This window comes from Actinoplanes sp. NPDC023801 (assembly GCF_040639655.1).
Taxonomy (GTDB): Bacteria; Actinomycetota; Actinomycetes; order Mycobacteriales; family Micromonosporaceae; genus Actinoplanes.
Genome location: NZ_JBFAAI010000019.1, coordinates 34,490 through 50,143, shown reverse-complemented (window position 1 = coordinate 50,143; position 15,654 = coordinate 34,490). Strand labels below are relative to the sequence as shown.

Sequence of the window (15,654 nt, the reverse complement as noted above, 5' to 3'; positions counted from 1 at the left end):
ACCGCTGTCTCAGCGTGCGCGAGACAGCGGTCAGAGCCAGCCGGATCTGGCCTTCAGGGGCGCTCGACGCCGGAATCGATCAGGATCCGCTGGCCCGCGCCCTCCCGCAGGAAGTCGACGAACGCCGCCGCGGCTTTCGGCTCGGCCGCCGCCGGCAGCACGATCACGGTGAGTCGCCCGCCACCGAACTCCTCCGCCGGGTCCGCGCCCTGCACCGCGTCGGTCACCGTCCGCATCGCGAAGAGATCATCGGTGGCGAAGACGTCCGCTGACTCGCCGCCGGTGATGCGCCGGGCCAGATTCCCCCCTTCCGCGTACGTCAGAACGACCTCGATGTTCGGGTGATGCGCCTCGAACCCCTGCTCCACCGTGCCGAGCACCTCGGTCAGCGACTCATCCGCCAGTACCCGGAGCTCGACCAGCCCGGCCCCTGGATCGTTCCCGGCGACAGGCCCCGTCCCGGTTCCCGGCTCCGTCCCGGGTCCGGGCCGGCTCTTCGTACCGCCCCGTGGCTCGTCGCCGGATCCGCTTCCCGCACCGGTGGCAGCCCCGGCGCCGGGCGACGGGGCGAGATCGCCCGGCGTTCCGTTTCCGGCCGGCGCCCGATCCCCGGCACACCCGCCCAGCACCAGAACGGCCGCCACGAGCGCCGCTGTCAGTCCCCTCATCGGTTCCTCCGCTCCGCCGTCTGCTTCCCGTCTCTTCGACTGCAGCCACCGCCCGGAGGTTCCCCTGCCGTGCCGTCCGACCGGGCCGGGCCGTTCCTGGACCGTCCCTGCGGCGCCGCCGGACCGGGGTGCGCCACTCCCTTCAGCTGTGGCGGATTGGTGACAAACAAGGTCCAAATGTGCGACCTTTGCGGTGTTGCGGGCCTCACAGATCCGCGGTCATGCTGGGGGCGTGCCGGAACGCATCGCCGAAGTCACCGCTCTGCTCGCCGAAGTTCTGGCGCCGCGTGCCCCGCTCACCGTGATCGTCGACGGGGGAGACCCCGGCGCCGCCGCGAAGTTCGCCTCCCGGCTGGCCGCCGCGTTCCCGCCCGCCGCACGGGCGTGGAGCGTCGACGCGGTCCTCGGCCTGATCGGTCCGGGCGGCGGCATGTTCGACTCGGCCCTCAACGTCCTCGAACCGGCCACCGACCGCATCCTGGTCTACCTGCGTGGCGGCCCGCGGCACCGGTTCGCCGAGGGCGACGGCGAGCGCCGCGCGCAGGTGGTGATCGACCACCGTGACCCGGACTGGCCGGTGATCCGCCATCTGCACCCGGACCTGGCCGACGTCGACCGGTGGTACCTCTCGGAGAGCCAGGCCTTCTTCGCCGCCCGCGCCGCCGACTGGGACGCCAAGTTCGGTGACGACATGCCGCGCTACGACGAGGCGGTCCGTCTGGCCGGCGTGCGCCCCGGCCACGTGGCGATCGACGTCGGCTGCGGCACCGGCCGGGCCCTGCCGGCCCTCGCCGCCGCTGTCGGCCCGGCCGGCCACGTCCTGGGCCTGGACTTCACGCCCGGCATGCTCGAGGCCGCTCGCCGGGCGGGCCGCGACGACCACGCCACCCTGATCCTCGCCGACGCCCGCAGACTGCCGGTGGCCGACGCCACGGCCGACGTGATCTTCGCGGCCGGCCTGGTCCACCACCTGCCCGACCCGATCGCCGGCCTCACCGAGCTGGCCCGGGTGACCCGCCCCGGCGGCACGCTGGCGATCTTCCACCCGACCGGTCGCGCCCAGCTCGCCGCCCGTCACGGCCGGTCCCTGCGCCCCGGCGAACCTTTGAGCAGGGAACGTCTGGGCCCCCTGCTCGCCGCGGCCGGCTGGCACCTGAACACCTACGAGGACGTCCCCACCCGTTTCCTGGCCCGGGCCACCCGCACCTGACCCGCCACCGGCCGGTGCGACGTGTGTGTCACCACGGTTCCGGCGGTCGCCGATCGCACCCCCGGCATGGAAGGCTGGCTGCCATGGGCATGGTCAAAGTCGTCGGGCTGGTTCTGCATCCCCGGCGGGACTGCGGCGCCGCTATCGAGGCGATCACCGGCTGGGCGACCGAGCGCGGGGTGACCGTTCTCGGACTGCCCGACGAGGTGAGCCGGATCAACGGTTGCACGGCGGAGGCGGTCGAGGCCGACGAGATGGTGGAACGGGCCGGGCTGCTGGTCAGCCTGGGCGGTGACGGCACGATGCTGCGCACGATGCGGCTGGCCGAGGGGCGGGAGACGCCGGTTCTCGGGGTGAACGTCGGCCGGCTCGGTTTCCTCGCCGAGGTCGACCTGCCGGTCCTTGACGAGGCGCTCTCCGCGATCGACGAGCACCGCTACACGGTGGAGGCGCGGACCGCGGTGCGCACGGTTCTGCCGGACGGCCGCGAGGTGTCGGCGTTCAACGACATCGCGCTGGTCCGGGTGCCGGGACACGGCATGGCGGCGGTCGGTATCCGGGTGGAGGGCCGCGGCTTCGTCAACTATTCGGCCGATGCGGTGATCGTCTCGACGCCGACCGGGTCGACGGCGTACAGCTTCTCCGCGGGTGGCCCGATCGTCTCGCCGAACGTGCAGGCCCTGATCGTGTCCTCGGCCGCCGCGCACTCGTCGTTCAACCGGTCGCTGGTGCTCGACACGTCCGAGCAGCTGGCGCTTGACGTGCTGCCGAGCAGCGGACAGCTGGCCATCGAGGTGGACGGCATCATCGAGGGCCACGCCGGACCGGGGGCGTCGCTGGAGATCCGGCCGGTGCCGGCCGCGGCGCAGGTGATCCGATTCGGACGGACGGGTTTCTACGAGCGGGCCCGGCGCAAGCTGCGGGTCGCGGGGAGCGCGCAGGCCGTCGCCCACGACCCGGCCGACGCGGTCGTCGTCGACAACTTCGAGCTGTCGCGCTACGAGGTGCTGCTCGCCGGCGAGGCGGCCGGTTCGCTGAGCTATCGCCGCGGGGACGGCCGGATCGAGCTCGTCAACACTGAGGTGGACCAGGCGTACTCCGGCCGTGGCCTGGCCGGCCGTCTGGCGTCCGCCGCGCTCGCCGATGCCCGGTCCCGGGGCCTCCCCGTCGTCGCCACCTGCCCGTTCGTGGCCGGTTACATCGAACGTCACCCCCAGAATTGAGGACAACGACACCATGGGCCAAGCCGTCATCCTCACTGTCGACGACGACCCGTCCGTCTCCCGCGCCATCGCGCGTGACCTGCGCCGCCGCTATGCCGAGGACTACCGGGTCGTCCGGGCCTCCTCGGGCGTGGAGGCGCTGGAGGTGCTGCGCGAGCTGAAACTCCGCGGCGGCCGGGTCGCGGTGATGCTCGCCGACTACCGGATGCCGCAGATGAACGGCATCGAGTTCCTGGAACAGGCGATGGACCTGTTCCCGCACGCCCGGCGGGCCCTGCTCACGGCGTACGCGGACACCGACGCCGCGATCCAGGCGATCAACGTGGTGGATGTCGACCACTACCTGCTCAAGCCGTGGGACCCGCCGGAGGAGAAGCTCTACCCGGTGCTGGACGCGCTGCTCGACGCCTGGCAGGCGACCGGCGACACGGAGCTGCCGGACATCCGGGTGGTCGGGCACCGGTGGAGCGAGCCGTCCTTCCAGATCCGTGACTTCCTGGCCCGCAACCTGGTGCCGTACCGCTACTTCGGCGCGGACGAGCCGGAGGGCCGCCGTCTGCTGGAGGTGGCCGCGGCCGGTCCGGAGGCGGTGCCACTGGTGGTGACGGCCGACGGGCGGGCGCTGTCACGGCCCAGCGTGCAGGAGGTCGCCGAGGTGGCCGGGCTGTCCACCAACCCGGGCCGCGACTTCTACGACCTGATCATCGTGGGTGGCGGCCCGGCGGGACTGGGCGCGGCCGTCTACGGCGGTTCGGAAGGACTCAAGACGCTGCTGATCGAACGTCAGGCGGTCGGCGGCCAGGCCGGGCAGAGCTCCCGCATCGAGAACTACCTCGGTTTCCCGGACGGCATCTCCGGCGCGCAGCTCACCGATCGGGCCCGCCGGCAGGCCGACAAGTTCGCGGCGGAGACGATCAGCACCCGCGAGGTGGTCGGGCTCCGGGCGGACGGTTCGGCCCGGACGCTGACGTTCGCCGACGGCGGTGAGGTGTCCGCGCACGCGGTGCTGCTCGCGACCGGGGTCTCGTACCGGCCGCTGCTGGCCGACGGGGTGGCCGAGCTCACCGGGTCCGGCGTGTTCTACGGGTCGGCCGCCACCGAAGGGCCGGCCTGCGCCGGCACCGACGTCTACATCGTCGGCGGCGCCAACTCGGCGGGGCAGGCGGCGCTCTTCTTCTCGCGGTACGCCCGGAACGTCACCCTGCTGGTCCGTGGCGATTCACTCGAGGCGTCCATGTCGTACTACCTGATCCAGCAGCTCGCCCAGGTCGACAACATCCAGGTTCGGACCCGCTGCGAGGTGATCGGCGCCCAGGGCGACGGTCACCTGCAGGCGATCACCATCTGTGACAGCAAGGCCGGCAGCAAGACGACGGTCGAGTGCGGTTACCTGTTCGTTTTCATCGGCGCCGAACCGCGCACCGACTGGCTCGGCGACACCCTGCTGCGCGACGGTAAGGGCTTCATCCGTACCGGTACGGATCTGCTGGTGAACGGGGAGCGCCCGCGGGGATGGGATCGGGACCGCGATCCGTTCTATCTGGAGAGCAGTGTCCCCGGTATCTTCGCGGCCGGCGACGTCCGAGCGAGCTCGGTGAAACGGGTGGCCTCGGCGGTCGGTGAGGGTGCGATGGCCGTCGCGCTGGTCCACCGCTACCTGGAGGCCCAATAATGACCGACATCGAGGAGATCCGCCTCGAACCGTGCGCGCCCGGCCAGCTCACCCCCGACGAGCTGCGCACCCTGTTCCTGTTCGAGAAACTCTCCGACGAGCAGCTGACCTGGCTCGCCGGGCACGGCTGCACCATGCGGGTCGCCTCCGGCGGCCTGGTGCTGCGCGAGGGCGACCCGGCCGTGTCTTTCTTCGTGCTGCTCAGCGGCACGATCGCGCTGAGCCGCCGGGTCGGTGAGGACGAGGTCGTCACCACGCGCACCGAGCAGCGCGGCGTCTACATGGGCGCGACCCAGGCGTACCTGCGCGACGACGGCGTACCCCGGAACTACGCCGCGTCGATGCGGGCGCTGTCCGACAGCGAGTTCTTCGTGCTGTCCGCCGACGACTTCGGCTCACTGATGCGCGAGTGGTTCCCGATGGCGATCCACCTGCTCGAAGGTCTGGCCCTGGGCATGGCGAACTCGCAGGCGGCGATCGGCGAGCGGCAGCGGCTGGCCGCGCTCGGCGCCCTGTCCGCCGGACTGATGCACGAACTCAACAACCCCGCCGCGGCCGCCGCCCGGGCCACCAGCGCCTTGCGCCAGCGGGTCGCCGCGATGCGCATGAAACTCGGCAAGCTGGCCGCCGGCAAGGTCGCCCCGGATCGGCTCGTCGCTCTGCTGGAGTTGCAGGAGGAGGTCATCGAGCGGGCCGCGAAGGCTCCGGCGCTGACCGCCATGCAGACCGCCGACCTGGAGGACGAGCTCGGCGACTGGATGGACGAGCGGAACATCACCAGCGGCTGGGACGTCGCGCCGGTCTTCGCGCAGGGCGGCATCGACACCGGCTGCCTGACCGACCTGGAGTCCCGGCTCGGCTCCCCGGAGCTGCTCGACCAGGCGATCCACTGGATCGGGTACGCCCTGGAGACCGAGCAGCTGATGAGCGACATCGAGGACGCCACCGGCCGGGTGTCATCGCTGGTGCACGCCGCCAAGCAGTATTCGCACGTGGACCGGGCCGCGCACCAGTGGGTCGACGTGCACGTCGGACTGGACAGCACCCTCGTGATGCTCGGCCACAAGATCGGCGACGGGGTGCGGGTGGTCAAGGAATTCGACCGGGACCTGCCCGAGATCCCGGCCCATCCGGCCGAACTCAACCAGGTGTGGACCAACCTGATCGACAACGCGGTCCAGGCCATGGAGAGCGCCGGGACACTCACCGTCCGTACGTTCCGCGAGGACGAACACCTCGTGGTGTCGGTCGGCGACACCGGTCCCGGCATCACGCCCGAGGTCCGCAAACGGATCTTCGAGCCGTTCTTCACCACCAAACCGGTCGGTCAGGGCACCGGCCTCGGCCTGGACATCTCGTACCGGATCGTGGTCAACGGCCATGGCGGCGACATCCGGGTCGAGTCGCAGCCGGGTGACACCCGTTTCCTGGTCCGGCTGCCGTTCACCGAACCGGCGTCAGCCTGAGATCAGGCCCCTGAGGTAGGCCGCCTGGCCGGCGTGCTGGATGTCGTCGTCCAGGATGCTGACCAGGCGGACACCGAGGGTCACCGGCGGGTCCCAGTCCCGGTCGACGATCCGGTCCAGGCCGGCGGGGGTCAGGGTCTCGATCAGCTCGATCGTACGATCGTGCACGGCCCCGTAGTAGCCGATCAGTGCCTCGTCGCTCTCCGGCGCCACGGCGGCGACCTGCGCCGCGGTGTGCCCGTAACCGGTGTCCGACGGATCGGTCTTGAGCCCGAACCGCGGTCCCCAGTCACCGGTCACATAGATCTGCTCGCCGCCGACGATGCCGGTGATGTGATGGTCCTGAACCCGGGTCAGGTGCCAGACCAGCCAGCCGATCGAGTTGGCGCCCGGCTTCGGCGTCCAGCGCAACTGCTCCGGGGCGAGGTCGCGGACCGCGTTCTCGATCGTCTCGGGCAGACGGCCGTACCCGTCCGCGAGGATGTCGTGCACGTCCATGCTCACTCTCCCGTCTCGCCGGTGGCCTCTTCCGGTGCGGCGCCGATGTCGCCGCTCGTGCCGGTGGGACCGGTGGTGCCGGTGTCATTCTCGTCCGGAGTGGGCGTCTCCGCCGGGGTCGTGGCCGTCGGCCCCTCGGACGTGGGAGCTGGCTCGGCCGGGGTGGTGGTGCCGGTGGCCGGTTCGGTGGGCGCCGGGGCGTCGGTGGTGGCGTCGGCCGTGGTGTCTGCCGACGGCACGACGGCCGGCTTCTTCTCGTCGCGATCGTCGCCTGCCTGGTCGAACACGATGGTGGGGCTGCCGCTGTCACGCCCGCTCGTCACATCCGCCGCCGATCGGCCGGCGAACAACTCCGCAGCGGTGAGCGTGCCCATCCCGAGCACGAAGAATGCGCCCGCAACCAGGGCCACCCGCTTCCAGTGGATCCTCCTCGCGGGCTGGTCGCCCTTCCGCAGCGCCTCCGGGTCCTCTCTCACCTGCGCCTCGGCCGGCTCGGTCCCGTCGGCCGCGGACGGCTTGGTCCCGGCGGCCTCGGCCGGCTCGGTCCCGTCGGCCGCGGACGGCTTGGTCCCAGCGGCCTCGACCGAAGGGGTGCCGACCGCTGCCGGGGCGATCACGAATGCCGACTGGAGCCGTTTGGCGCCCCGGTCGATCGACCGGTGATAGATCTCCGTCCCGATCGAGCTGATCACACTGGCCAGCGCGGCCCCGATGAGCGTGCCGGCCACCCCGAGGAACGAACCGAGCACGGCCGCGGAGACCGCCGCCAGAGTGCCGGCAATGGTTTTCGGAACGTCGATTCCGGACCAGAAACGGCCCTCAGCCTGTACGGACATGTACTCCTGATCCCCTGCGTCAGATTTGCGCGGATTAGTTGGCCTTTACCTCCACGCCCGTGGCTAAACCCGCCGCCTCGGCAGCGACCCGCCGGCGGGCCAGGCGCCGGGTCCGCAGAATGCCGGCCACACCGATCGCGGCCACCAGGAACTGCACCGACATCGCGACCCGGAAGTCATCGATGTGATAGTCGTTACTGCCGCCGGTGCGGGCGTCGAGGATCAGCCCGATCAACTCGATCGTCACGAGCGACGCCACGAACCCGCCCACGTTCACCACACCGGTAGCGGTGCCGAGACGGCTCGGCGGATTGAAACTGCGAGCGAAGTCGAAACCGATCATCGAACCCGGCCCGCCCAGACCCAGCGCGACCACCAGTGCCACCAGCAGCGGCAGCGGCGCCCGGCCCGGCCAGGCGATCACCACGGCCCAGGCCACCATGTTGATCGCCACGATGCCGAGCACCAGCCAGGACCGGCGCAGCGGGTGCCGCTGGGTCAACATGCCCAGCACCGGACCGGCCAGCATGCCGGTCACCACGAACACGGTCAGCAGCACACCGGCCGTCGACCGGCTCAGACCCTCACCGGCGACCAGGAACGGCACGCCCCACATCAGCGCGAACACCGTACCGGTGAACTGGGTGGTGAAATGCGCCCACAGGCCCAGCCGGGTCCCCGGGTGCCGCCACGAAGTGCCCAGGTCGATGCCGAGCTGCTGCCAGCTGATCGAACCGCCACTGCTGATCCGCCGCTCCGGGGTGTCCCGTAGCGTGGCGAGCACCACGATCGCCACGAACAGCCCGGCGCCGGCGGCCCCGACGAACGCGGTGCTCCAGCCGTACCCGGCCAGCACGGCAGCCAGCGGAACGGCCGACAGCACCTGCCCGAACTGGCCCATGATCCCGGTGAGCTGGGTGATGACCGGCACCCGTCGCGCCGGGAACCACTGCGGCACCAGACGCAGCACGCTGATGAACGTCATCGCGTCGCCGGCACCGACCAGCATCCGCGCCAGGATCGCCCCGCTCATCCCGTCGGTGAACGCCAGCAGCACCTGACCGGAGGCCATCACCACCGCCCCGGCCAGCACCAGCCGCAACGATCCGAACCGGTCCAGCAGCAGCCCCACCGGGATCTGCAACGCCGCGTAGACCAGCAGCTGCAGCACCGCGAAAACGGCCAGCGCGCTCGCACCGACCCCGAACCGCTCCTGCGCGTCGAGCCCGGCCACCCCGATCGAACTGCGATGCAGTACGGCAACCGTGTACGCGGCCAGGCCGGCGGCCCACACCGCCCAGGGACGCAGGGCCATGGGACGCCTCTCACCGATCCGGGTAACGTGCACTTCCACCCTCCGCCGTTACCCACACCCCCGGCAACGTGCGTCTCCTCACTGCCCGGACCCGCCACAATCCCGGCCAGAGCCCAGCGCTGTTTCAGCGGTTCGGATACAGCGCTGACTGCTGGCCGGGTGGAGACGGCCAGAGCCCAGCGCTGTTTCAGCGGTTCGGATACAGCGCTGACTGCTGGCGGGGTGGAGACGGCCAGAACCCAGCGCTGTTTCAGCGGTTCGGATACAGCGCTGGGTTCTGGCCGGGGTGAAGGGACTGGCGCTCCGGCGCGTCCTCAGCGAGTTCGACAAGGACCGGAGCGGGGATGGGCGAGGGGTTACCCGAGGTGGGTCTGGAGCCAGGCGAGGGTTTCGGTCAGGAACTCGGCCCGGGCGGCGCGGTGCAACAGCTCGTGGCCCTCGCCGGGGAAGAGCAGGTAACGGTGCGGGTGGGAGCGGGCCGCGAGCGCCTCGACGACCTGGGTGGCTTCGATCACCGGCACGTTGCTGTCGTTGGCGCCGTGCACGACCAGCAGCGGCGCCCGCAGCCGGTCGATCCGGTGGATCGGGGACAGGTCGCGCAGCAGTTCGGCGTCGTGGACCGGGTGGCCGTACTTGCTGACGGCGGCCGAGGCGATCCACGGCTCGGTGTGCTCGTAGAAGGTCGCGAAGTTGGACATACCGCAGATGTCGACGCCTACGTCGAACAGGTCGGGGAACGAGGTGAGCGCGGCAAGCGTGAGATAGCCGCCGTAGGAACGGCCCATCACCCCGACCCGTCCGGCGATCCCGCTGTCTCGCAGATGCCGCACGCAGGTCCGGACGTCTTCGATCGCGCCGTACCGCAGCCCTAGATTGTCGGCGTCGACGAACGAGCGCCCGAATCCGGAGGACCCGCGCACGTTGGCGGCGAACACGGCGATACCGCGGTCGGCGAGTGCCTGGAAGAGCGGCCCGTGCCCGGGTCGTTCCTGGGCTTCGGGGCCGCCGTGCAGCCAGATCACGGTCGGGTGCGGGCCGGGGGTGCGCGGGCTGAACAGCCAGCCGGTCAGGGTGAGACCGTCGTGCGCGGGGAAGACCCGCAGTTCGGGCCGGATCGCGTCGGGCGCGGCCGGTTCCGCCGACACCGCCTCGACCTTTCCGGACTCGCGGTGCCACACCCAGACGCCGTTGGGCTGTCCCGGTCCTTCGGCGCTGAGCCCGAGCGTCGAGCCGTCGAAGCTCCACGTCAGATCGCCGGCGACGGGGCCGGGCAGCGGGATCCGGCGGGGCACGCGATCTCCGTCGTGGTCCAGGTCGATCAGCGCGATCTCCGACTCTCCGCCCCGGACGTTCCACAACACCGCTGCGGTACGCCCGTCGGCCGTCACGATGAAGTCCTCGACCTCGGCGGCGTCGGTGGCCGAGACCGGTGAGCCGGCCGACGACACCGAGACCGGTGAGCCCGCCGACGAGGCCGAGCCAGGTGAGCCCGCCGACGAGGCGGAGTCGGGTGAGGTCGCCGACGGCGCCGACACGGGGGAGTGGGCCAGGGTTTCGACGGCGTCCCCGGCGATCCGCAGCAGGGCCGGGAACTCACCCTCCTGGCTGAGCGCGTACACGCATCCGCCGCCGGGGCTGAAGACCGCCCGCTCACCGCGGGTGACCGGCTTCTCCACGCCGTCGGCCAGGTCGCGCATCACGATGTCGCGGGCGCCGCGTGGCCCGTACCGCAGAAGCGCGAAGCGCCCGGCCGGGTCGACGTCGAGAAGCGAGACGAGATCGCCTTCGGTGACCACCGTGCGTACGCCGGTGACGACGTCGATCAGGACGGCGGAGGTCAGGTTCTCGGTGAGCGCGAGAACCGGCCGGCCGGGCAGCCATCGCATGTTGTCGGCGGTGTCGGAGCCGAAGCCGGCGACCTGGTGCAGGTCGGAGCCGTCCGGCCGGATCAGCCACACCTCGTTGCGGGGCGCCCCGCCAGGGGCGATCTGGCAGGCCAGCCACCCACCGCCGGACGACCATCGCACCGCCGAGACCGGTTCGGGTCCGGTGTCGACGCGGAAGGCCAGCACGCTCCCGACCGGTTGTACCCAGACGGCGGGCACGCCGCCGCGGTCGGAGACGTAGGCCATGTGCCGCCCGTCCGGCGAGAGCGCCGGAGACCAGTTTCCGGCGATCTCCGACTCGAGGCGCCGCCATCCGGCCGGCAGCACGGTCACGTCTACGCGCTGGAGCTGACCTTCCACCAGGAAATCCCCCTGTCTACAACTGCTGCAACCACATCTCCAGCAGCGCTAGCTGCCACAACTGGTTCGCCCCGAGCGTGGTGCGCGGGGTGTTCGGGTCGGCGAGGAGGGCCTCCACGTACTCCGGCCGGAACAGTGCCCGCTCCCGGGCGGCCGGCGTGTGGAGCACGTCACGGACCAGCTCCAGCATCGGTCCTTCCAGGTGCCGGATGCCGGGGACCGGGAAGTATCCCTTGGGCCGGTCGATGATCTCGTCGGGGACGAGACCGCGGGCCGCGTCTTTGAGGACCCCCTTGCCGTCACGGGCCAGTTTGAGTTCGGGCGGGCAGGCCGCCGCGATCTCCACCAGCTCGTGATCCAGGAACGGTACGCGGCCCTCCAGTCCGAACGCCATAGTCATGTTGTCCACCCGCTTGACCGGGTCGTCGACGAGCATCACCTGCGAGTCGAGACGCAGGGCCGCATCGACCGCGCTGGTGGCGCCGGGCCGGGCGAAGCTCGCCTCGACGAACTCGCGGCTGACGTCGGCGTCGACCAGCCACTGCGGGTTGAGTTGCCGGGTCAGGTCGCTGTGCGGCCGGTCGAAGAACTCCTTCGCGTACGCCTCGGCGGCCTTCTCGCGGGGGACACCGGCGAGCGGCGGGTACCAGCTGTAGCCGGCGAAGATCTCGTCCGCTCCCTGCCCAGATTGCACGACCTTGACATGCTTCGCAACATCTTCGCTGAGCAGGTTGAACGCGATGCAGTCGTGACTCACCATCGGCTCGCTCATCGCCGCGACGGTCCGCTGCACGGCCGGCAGGAACCGGTCCTGACCGATCCTGATCTGGTGGTGCTCGGTGCCGAACTGTTTGGCCACGATGTCGGAGTACGCGAACTCGTCCCCGCTCTCCCCGCCGCCCGACTCGAACCCGATGCTGAACGTGGTGAGACCCTGCTGCCCCTGCTCGGCCAGCAGCGCCACGATGAAACTCGAGTCCAGGCCGCCGGAGAGCAGCACCCCGACCGGGACGTCGGCGACCATCCGCCGTTCCACGGCCTGGCGCAGCTTGTCCCGTACCGCCTCGGTCCATTCCTTCCCGGTCGCCGCGACCGGCCGGGTGAACGTCGCCTCCCAGTACACCCGCTCGGACGACGTGCCGTCGGCGCGGATCACCCGTACCGTCGCCGGCGGCAGTTTCCGCACCCCGGCCAGGATGGTCCGCGGGGCCGGCACCACCGAGTGGAACGTCATGTAGTGGTGCAGCGCGACCTTGTCGATGCCGGTGTCCACACCGCCGGCCGCGAGCAGGGCCGGAAGCGTGGAGGCGAACCGGATCCGCCCCGGCGATTCGGCCAGGTACATCGGTTTGATCCCGAGCCGGTCCCGGGCCAGCGTGACGGTCCCGGTGTCGTGCTCGGCCACCGCGAAGGCGAACATGCCCAGGAACCGGGTGACGCAGTCCGCGCCCCACCGGTGGTAGGCCTTGAGGATCACCTCGGTGTCCGACGTCGAGAAGAACGTGTAGCCGTGCCCGGTGAGCTCCTCGCGCAGCTCCCGGTAGTTGTAGACACAGCCGTTGAACACCACGGTGAGGCCGAGCTGCTCGTCGGTCATCGGCTGCGCGCCGGCCTCCGACAAGTCGATGATCTTCAGTCGGCGGTGACCGAAGGCGATCCGGCCACCGTCCCACAGTCCATCACCGTCCGGACCCCGCGACGCGAGGCACGGCAGCATTCGCCGGATCGCCTCGGTGTCCGCCTTCCGGTCGCCGTAACAGATCTCGCCGGCGATCCCGCACATAACAAATCCTCCCTATTGACCCAGCAACCAGGTGTCCTTCGAGCCGCCGCCCCGTGACGAGTTGACGATCATGCTGCCGGCCGGTGCCACCCGGGTCAGTGCGGCCGGGGCGACCACCGACTCCCGGCCGGTGAAGACGAACGCGCGCAGGTCGACGTGCCGGGGGGCGAGGCGGTGCCCGTCGAAGACCGGATGGGTGGACAGGTTCACCACCTCCTGGGCAACCCATCGGTGCGGCGCGGCCCGGATCTGCCGGCGCAGCGCCGACAGCTCCTCGGCGGTGGCGTGCGGGCCGATCACGATCCGGTCGCCGCCGTAGCCGTCGACCGGCTTGCAGACCAGCTCGTCGAGGCGGCCCAGCACCTCGGTCCGCTGCTCGGCGATGCCGCACAGATAGGTGGGCACGTCCGCGAGCAGTGGCTTCTCGTTCAGGTAGTACTCGATGAGGCGGGGCACGTAGGCGTACACCGCCTTGTCGTCGGCGATGCCGTTGCCGAGCGCGTTCGCAAGCACCACACTGTCCGCGTGCAGCGCCGCCACCAGGCTCGGGCCGAGCGGCATGCCGTCCGCGCCGGGGGAGTGGACCAGGCTGTCCTCACCCATCCGCAGGTAGATGACGTCCACCCGGTGGCGGTGGCCGTTGCTCAGGCGCCACACCCGGCCCTCGTCGACGAACAGTTCGGTGCTGCGGACGACCGGCACGTCCATCGCCTCAGCGAGCATCCGGTGCTCGAACCACGCCGAATCGTCCGGTCCCTGGCTGAGCACCACAAGCGCCGGATCGTCACCGGCCGCCGGACCGGCCGCTTCCAGCAGGGCCCGCTTGAGCAGCTTCGGCGTCTCCTCGACCGAGATCAGCGAGGCCGGCCGGGGCAGTTCGGGCAGCACGCTCCAGGTGAGCCGGCGGTTCTGCATGGCGTAGGCGATCCCGGACGGCACCCGCAGGTTGTCCTCCAGGACACACCACTTCCCGGCGCCGTCACGGACCAGATCGACCCCGGCCACCTGGGTACGCACCGCGGGCCGCTCGATGAGTGCGCCACTCGCCCGCAGCTCCGGGGATCCGTTGATCACCCATTCCGGGACGATCCCGTCGGCCACCACCTGTCGCTCGCCGTAGATGTCACCGAGAAACGCGTTGAGCGCCCGCACCCGCTGGATCAGCCCGCTGCTCAGCCCGGCCCAGTCGTCGGCCGGGACGATCCGGGGTACCAGGTCGAACGGGAACAGCCTGGTCGCGGCCTCCCCGGCGACGCTGAACGTGATGCCGCGGGCCCGCTGCTCGTCGTCACGGTGGTCCTCGCGCTGCCGCAGACCGTTCGCGCCGAGCGAGGTCAGGACCGGCAGGATCCCCGCGTACGCCGGATCGACCCGCCCGCTCGGGAAGGCCTCGTCACCGTCGGCCACGTACGCCTCGATCAGCGCCGGCGCCGGAGCCCCGGCCGCGGTCGCCTCGGTGGCCCCGCCACGGGTGTCCGCCACCAGCATGTCGACCACGTCGGACAGGCGCCCGCGCCGGGCCAGCGCCCGCCGCTGCCGGGCAGCCGAACTGCCCCGGCTCAGCGCCCGCAGGGTCAGGTCGAACACCTGGTCCCAGTCGCCCAGCTCCTCCAGTTGCGGCCGCAGCTCGCCCACCAGGCGCTCGACGGCGACGGCGGCCGGCACCGGAACGGGCGAACGGGGCAGGTCGAGCAGGTCACCCTCCAGCCCCGAGCGGGCGGCCCGCCACATCGCCGCGCGGTGCAGCGGCGGCCGCAGCGAGGGCAGGGGCAGCCCGGCCCGGTATTCACGCTGCGCCCGCAGCACCAGGGCCCGGAAGATCCCGGCCAGCAGGACGACCGTCTCGACATCCGGGCTGGCGTCGGTGACCCGCAGCTCCACGGTCGGTACGTGCGCCGACGGCCGTACATCGAAGTAGACCATCTTCGGGTCGCTGATCGTGCCGGACGCGATCAGATCACTGACCAGGTCCTCGTGCTCCTGGGCCGAGTGCAGCCGGCCGCTGTCGCCGGCGGTCGGCCAGCGCATCCACACCAGAGAACGGACGCTCGCGTACCCGGAGTCCTCACCGAGCCAGTAGGGCGAGCTGGTGGAGAGCGCCAGCAGCACCGGCAGCACCGGGCTCACCCGCTGGGCGACCGAGACGGCCTCGTCGCGGTCGGGCACGCCGACATGCACCTGGGTGCCGCAGATCAGCTGCTCCCGGACGAGCATCTGGTACTCGTGCAGCATCCGCTGGTAGCGGGAGGTCGGGGTGACCGGCAGCGCGTCCAGGTCGACCAGCGGGACGGTGCCCGCCGCGACCAGGCCCAGCCCGAGCGCCTCGCCCACCTGGATCGCCTCCCGGCGCCGCTCCGCGACACCGGTGCGCAGCTCGTCGAGCGTTCCGCTCACCGGAGTGTTGGTCTCCACGACCGATCGGTGCAGCTCGGCGGAGAAATGTGCCGCATCCAGCCGGTCCAGGATCTCCGGAGCCCGCGGTACGAGCTCGCGCGTCCCGAGATCGACGACGTGCAGTTCCTCCTCCACGCCGAGGGTCAGGGCGGCCGGCCCGTGGGTGAGATGGTGTTCAGCCTGTAGTGACTCCGTCATGGACCGCCCCTTGCGTTCGTCATCAACCCGCCGTATCCGTCGGAGCTTTCCCATCGGATGTGGCGAATCCGTGACGTGCCCATTTCGTGCCACCGTCAAGCATGACGATCACGACACCGCGGCCCGGACGGTCAGACTGCTCCAG

Annotated in this window: 11 protein-coding genes; 4 read left to right on the top strand and 7 right to left on the bottom strand. The window is 71.1% G+C overall.

The annotated features are described in order from the left end of the window. Positions 1 to 53: 53 nt before the first annotated feature. The gene (locus tag AB0G04_RS29300) at positions 54 to 668 is read right to left on the bottom strand and encodes a substrate-binding domain-containing protein (protein WP_360988922.1); all 615 of its coding nucleotides are present in this window, start codon (positions 666 to 668) and stop codon (positions 54 to 56) included. Between the two features lie 232 nt (positions 669 to 900). Here AB0G04_RS29300 and AB0G04_RS29295 point away from each other — a divergent pair, with 232 nt between their 5' ends. The 4 genes from AB0G04_RS29295 to AB0G04_RS29280 all read left to right on the top strand — a co-directional run bounded on the left by AB0G04_RS29295 (position 901) and on the right by AB0G04_RS29280 (position 6,239). Next, positions 901 to 1,878: a methyltransferase domain-containing protein gene (locus AB0G04_RS29295; RefSeq protein WP_360988919.1), complete on the top strand. Its 978-nt coding sequence runs from the start codon at positions 901 to 903 to the stop codon at positions 1,876 to 1,878. Between the two features lie 83 nt (positions 1,879 to 1,961). After that, a complete protein-coding gene (locus AB0G04_RS29290; protein ID WP_360988916.1) occupies positions 1,962 to 3,101 on the top strand; it encodes an NAD(+)/NADH kinase in 1,140 nt (379 codons plus the stop codon). Positions 3,102 to 3,114: 13 nt separating this feature from the next. After that, positions 3,115 to 4,773: an FAD-dependent oxidoreductase gene (locus tag AB0G04_RS29285; RefSeq protein WP_360988914.1), complete on the top strand. Its 1,659-nt coding sequence runs from the start codon at positions 3,115 to 3,117 to the stop codon at positions 4,771 to 4,773. Next, positions 4,773 to 6,239 (top strand): ATP-binding protein, encoded by a 1,467-nt coding sequence (locus AB0G04_RS29280; RefSeq protein ID WP_360988912.1) that lies wholly within the window; start codon positions 4,773 to 4,775, stop codon positions 6,237 to 6,239. The genes AB0G04_RS29285 and AB0G04_RS29280 overlap by 1 nt, the downstream gene beginning before the upstream one ends. On the opposite strand, the gene AB0G04_RS29275 is transcribed toward AB0G04_RS29280, so the two are convergent. The 6 genes from AB0G04_RS29275 to AB0G04_RS29250 all read right to left on the bottom strand — a co-directional run bounded on the left by AB0G04_RS29275 (position 6,231) and on the right by AB0G04_RS29250 (position 15,509). Next, positions 6,231 to 6,737: a DinB family protein gene (locus AB0G04_RS29275; protein WP_360988909.1), complete on the bottom strand. Its 507-nt coding sequence runs from the start codon at positions 6,735 to 6,737 to the stop codon at positions 6,231 to 6,233. The genes AB0G04_RS29280 and AB0G04_RS29275 overlap by 9 nt on opposite strands. A gap of 2 nt (positions 6,738 to 6,739) precedes the next feature. Next, entirely contained in the window at positions 6,740 to 7,573 is an 834-nt protein-coding gene (locus AB0G04_RS29270) for a hypothetical protein (RefSeq protein ID WP_360988906.1), read from the bottom strand. 34 nt (positions 7,574 to 7,607) lie between these two features. Next, entirely contained in the window at positions 7,608 to 8,888 is a 1,281-nt protein-coding gene (locus AB0G04_RS29265; RefSeq protein WP_360988904.1) for an MFS transporter, read from the bottom strand. Between the two features lie 356 nt (positions 8,889 to 9,244). Further along, positions 9,245 to 11,134: a prolyl oligopeptidase family serine peptidase gene (locus AB0G04_RS29260; RefSeq protein WP_360988901.1), complete on the bottom strand. Its 1,890-nt coding sequence runs from the start codon at positions 11,132 to 11,134 to the stop codon at positions 9,245 to 9,247. A gap of 16 nt (positions 11,135 to 11,150) precedes the next feature. Continuing rightward, a complete protein-coding gene (locus AB0G04_RS29255) occupies positions 11,151 to 12,917 on the bottom strand; it encodes an N-acetylglutaminylglutamine amidotransferase (RefSeq protein WP_360988898.1) in 1,767 nt (588 codons plus the stop codon). Between the two features lie 12 nt (positions 12,918 to 12,929). Beyond that, complete coding sequence (locus AB0G04_RS29250) at positions 12,930 to 15,509, bottom strand: carboxylate--amine ligase/circularly permuted type 2 ATP-grasp protein (RefSeq protein WP_360988896.1); 2,580 nt, start codon at positions 15,507 to 15,509, stop codon at positions 12,930 to 12,932. Between the last annotated feature and the right edge of the window lie 145 nt (positions 15,510 to 15,654).

Excerpts from the sequence above, each read along its gene's own strand:
- AB0G04_RS29300 (WP_360988922.1), bottom strand. The coding sequence starts at position 668 with ATGAGGGGACTGACAGCGGCGCTCGTGGCGGCCGTTCTGGTGCTGGGC.
- AB0G04_RS29290 (WP_360988916.1), top strand. The coding sequence starts at position 1,962 with ATGGGCATGGTCAAAGTCGTCGGGCTGGTTCTGCATCCCCGGCGGGAC.
- AB0G04_RS29285 (WP_360988914.1), top strand. The coding sequence starts at position 3,115 with ATGGGCCAAGCCGTCATCCTCACTGTCGACGACGACCCGTCCGTCTCC.
- AB0G04_RS29280 (WP_360988912.1), top strand. The coding sequence starts at position 4,773 with ATGACCGACATCGAGGAGATCCGCCTCGAACCGTGCGCGCCCGGCCAG.
- AB0G04_RS29275 (WP_360988909.1), bottom strand. The coding sequence starts at position 6,737 with ATGGACGTGCACGACATCCTCGCGGACGGGTACGGCCGTCTGCCCGAG.
- AB0G04_RS29270 (WP_360988906.1), bottom strand. The coding sequence starts at position 7,573 with ATGTCCGTACAGGCTGAGGGCCGTTTCTGGTCCGGAATCGACGTTCCG.
- AB0G04_RS29265 (WP_360988904.1), bottom strand. The coding sequence starts at position 8,888 with ATGGCCCTGCGTCCCTGGGCGGTGTGGGCCGCCGGCCTGGCCGCGTAC.
- AB0G04_RS29255 (WP_360988898.1), bottom strand. The coding sequence starts at position 12,917 with ATGTGCGGGATCGCCGGCGAGATCTGTTACGGCGACCGGAAGGCGGAC.
- AB0G04_RS29250 (WP_360988896.1), bottom strand. The coding sequence starts at position 15,509 with ATGACGGAGTCACTACAGGCTGAACACCATCTCACCCACGGGCCGGCC.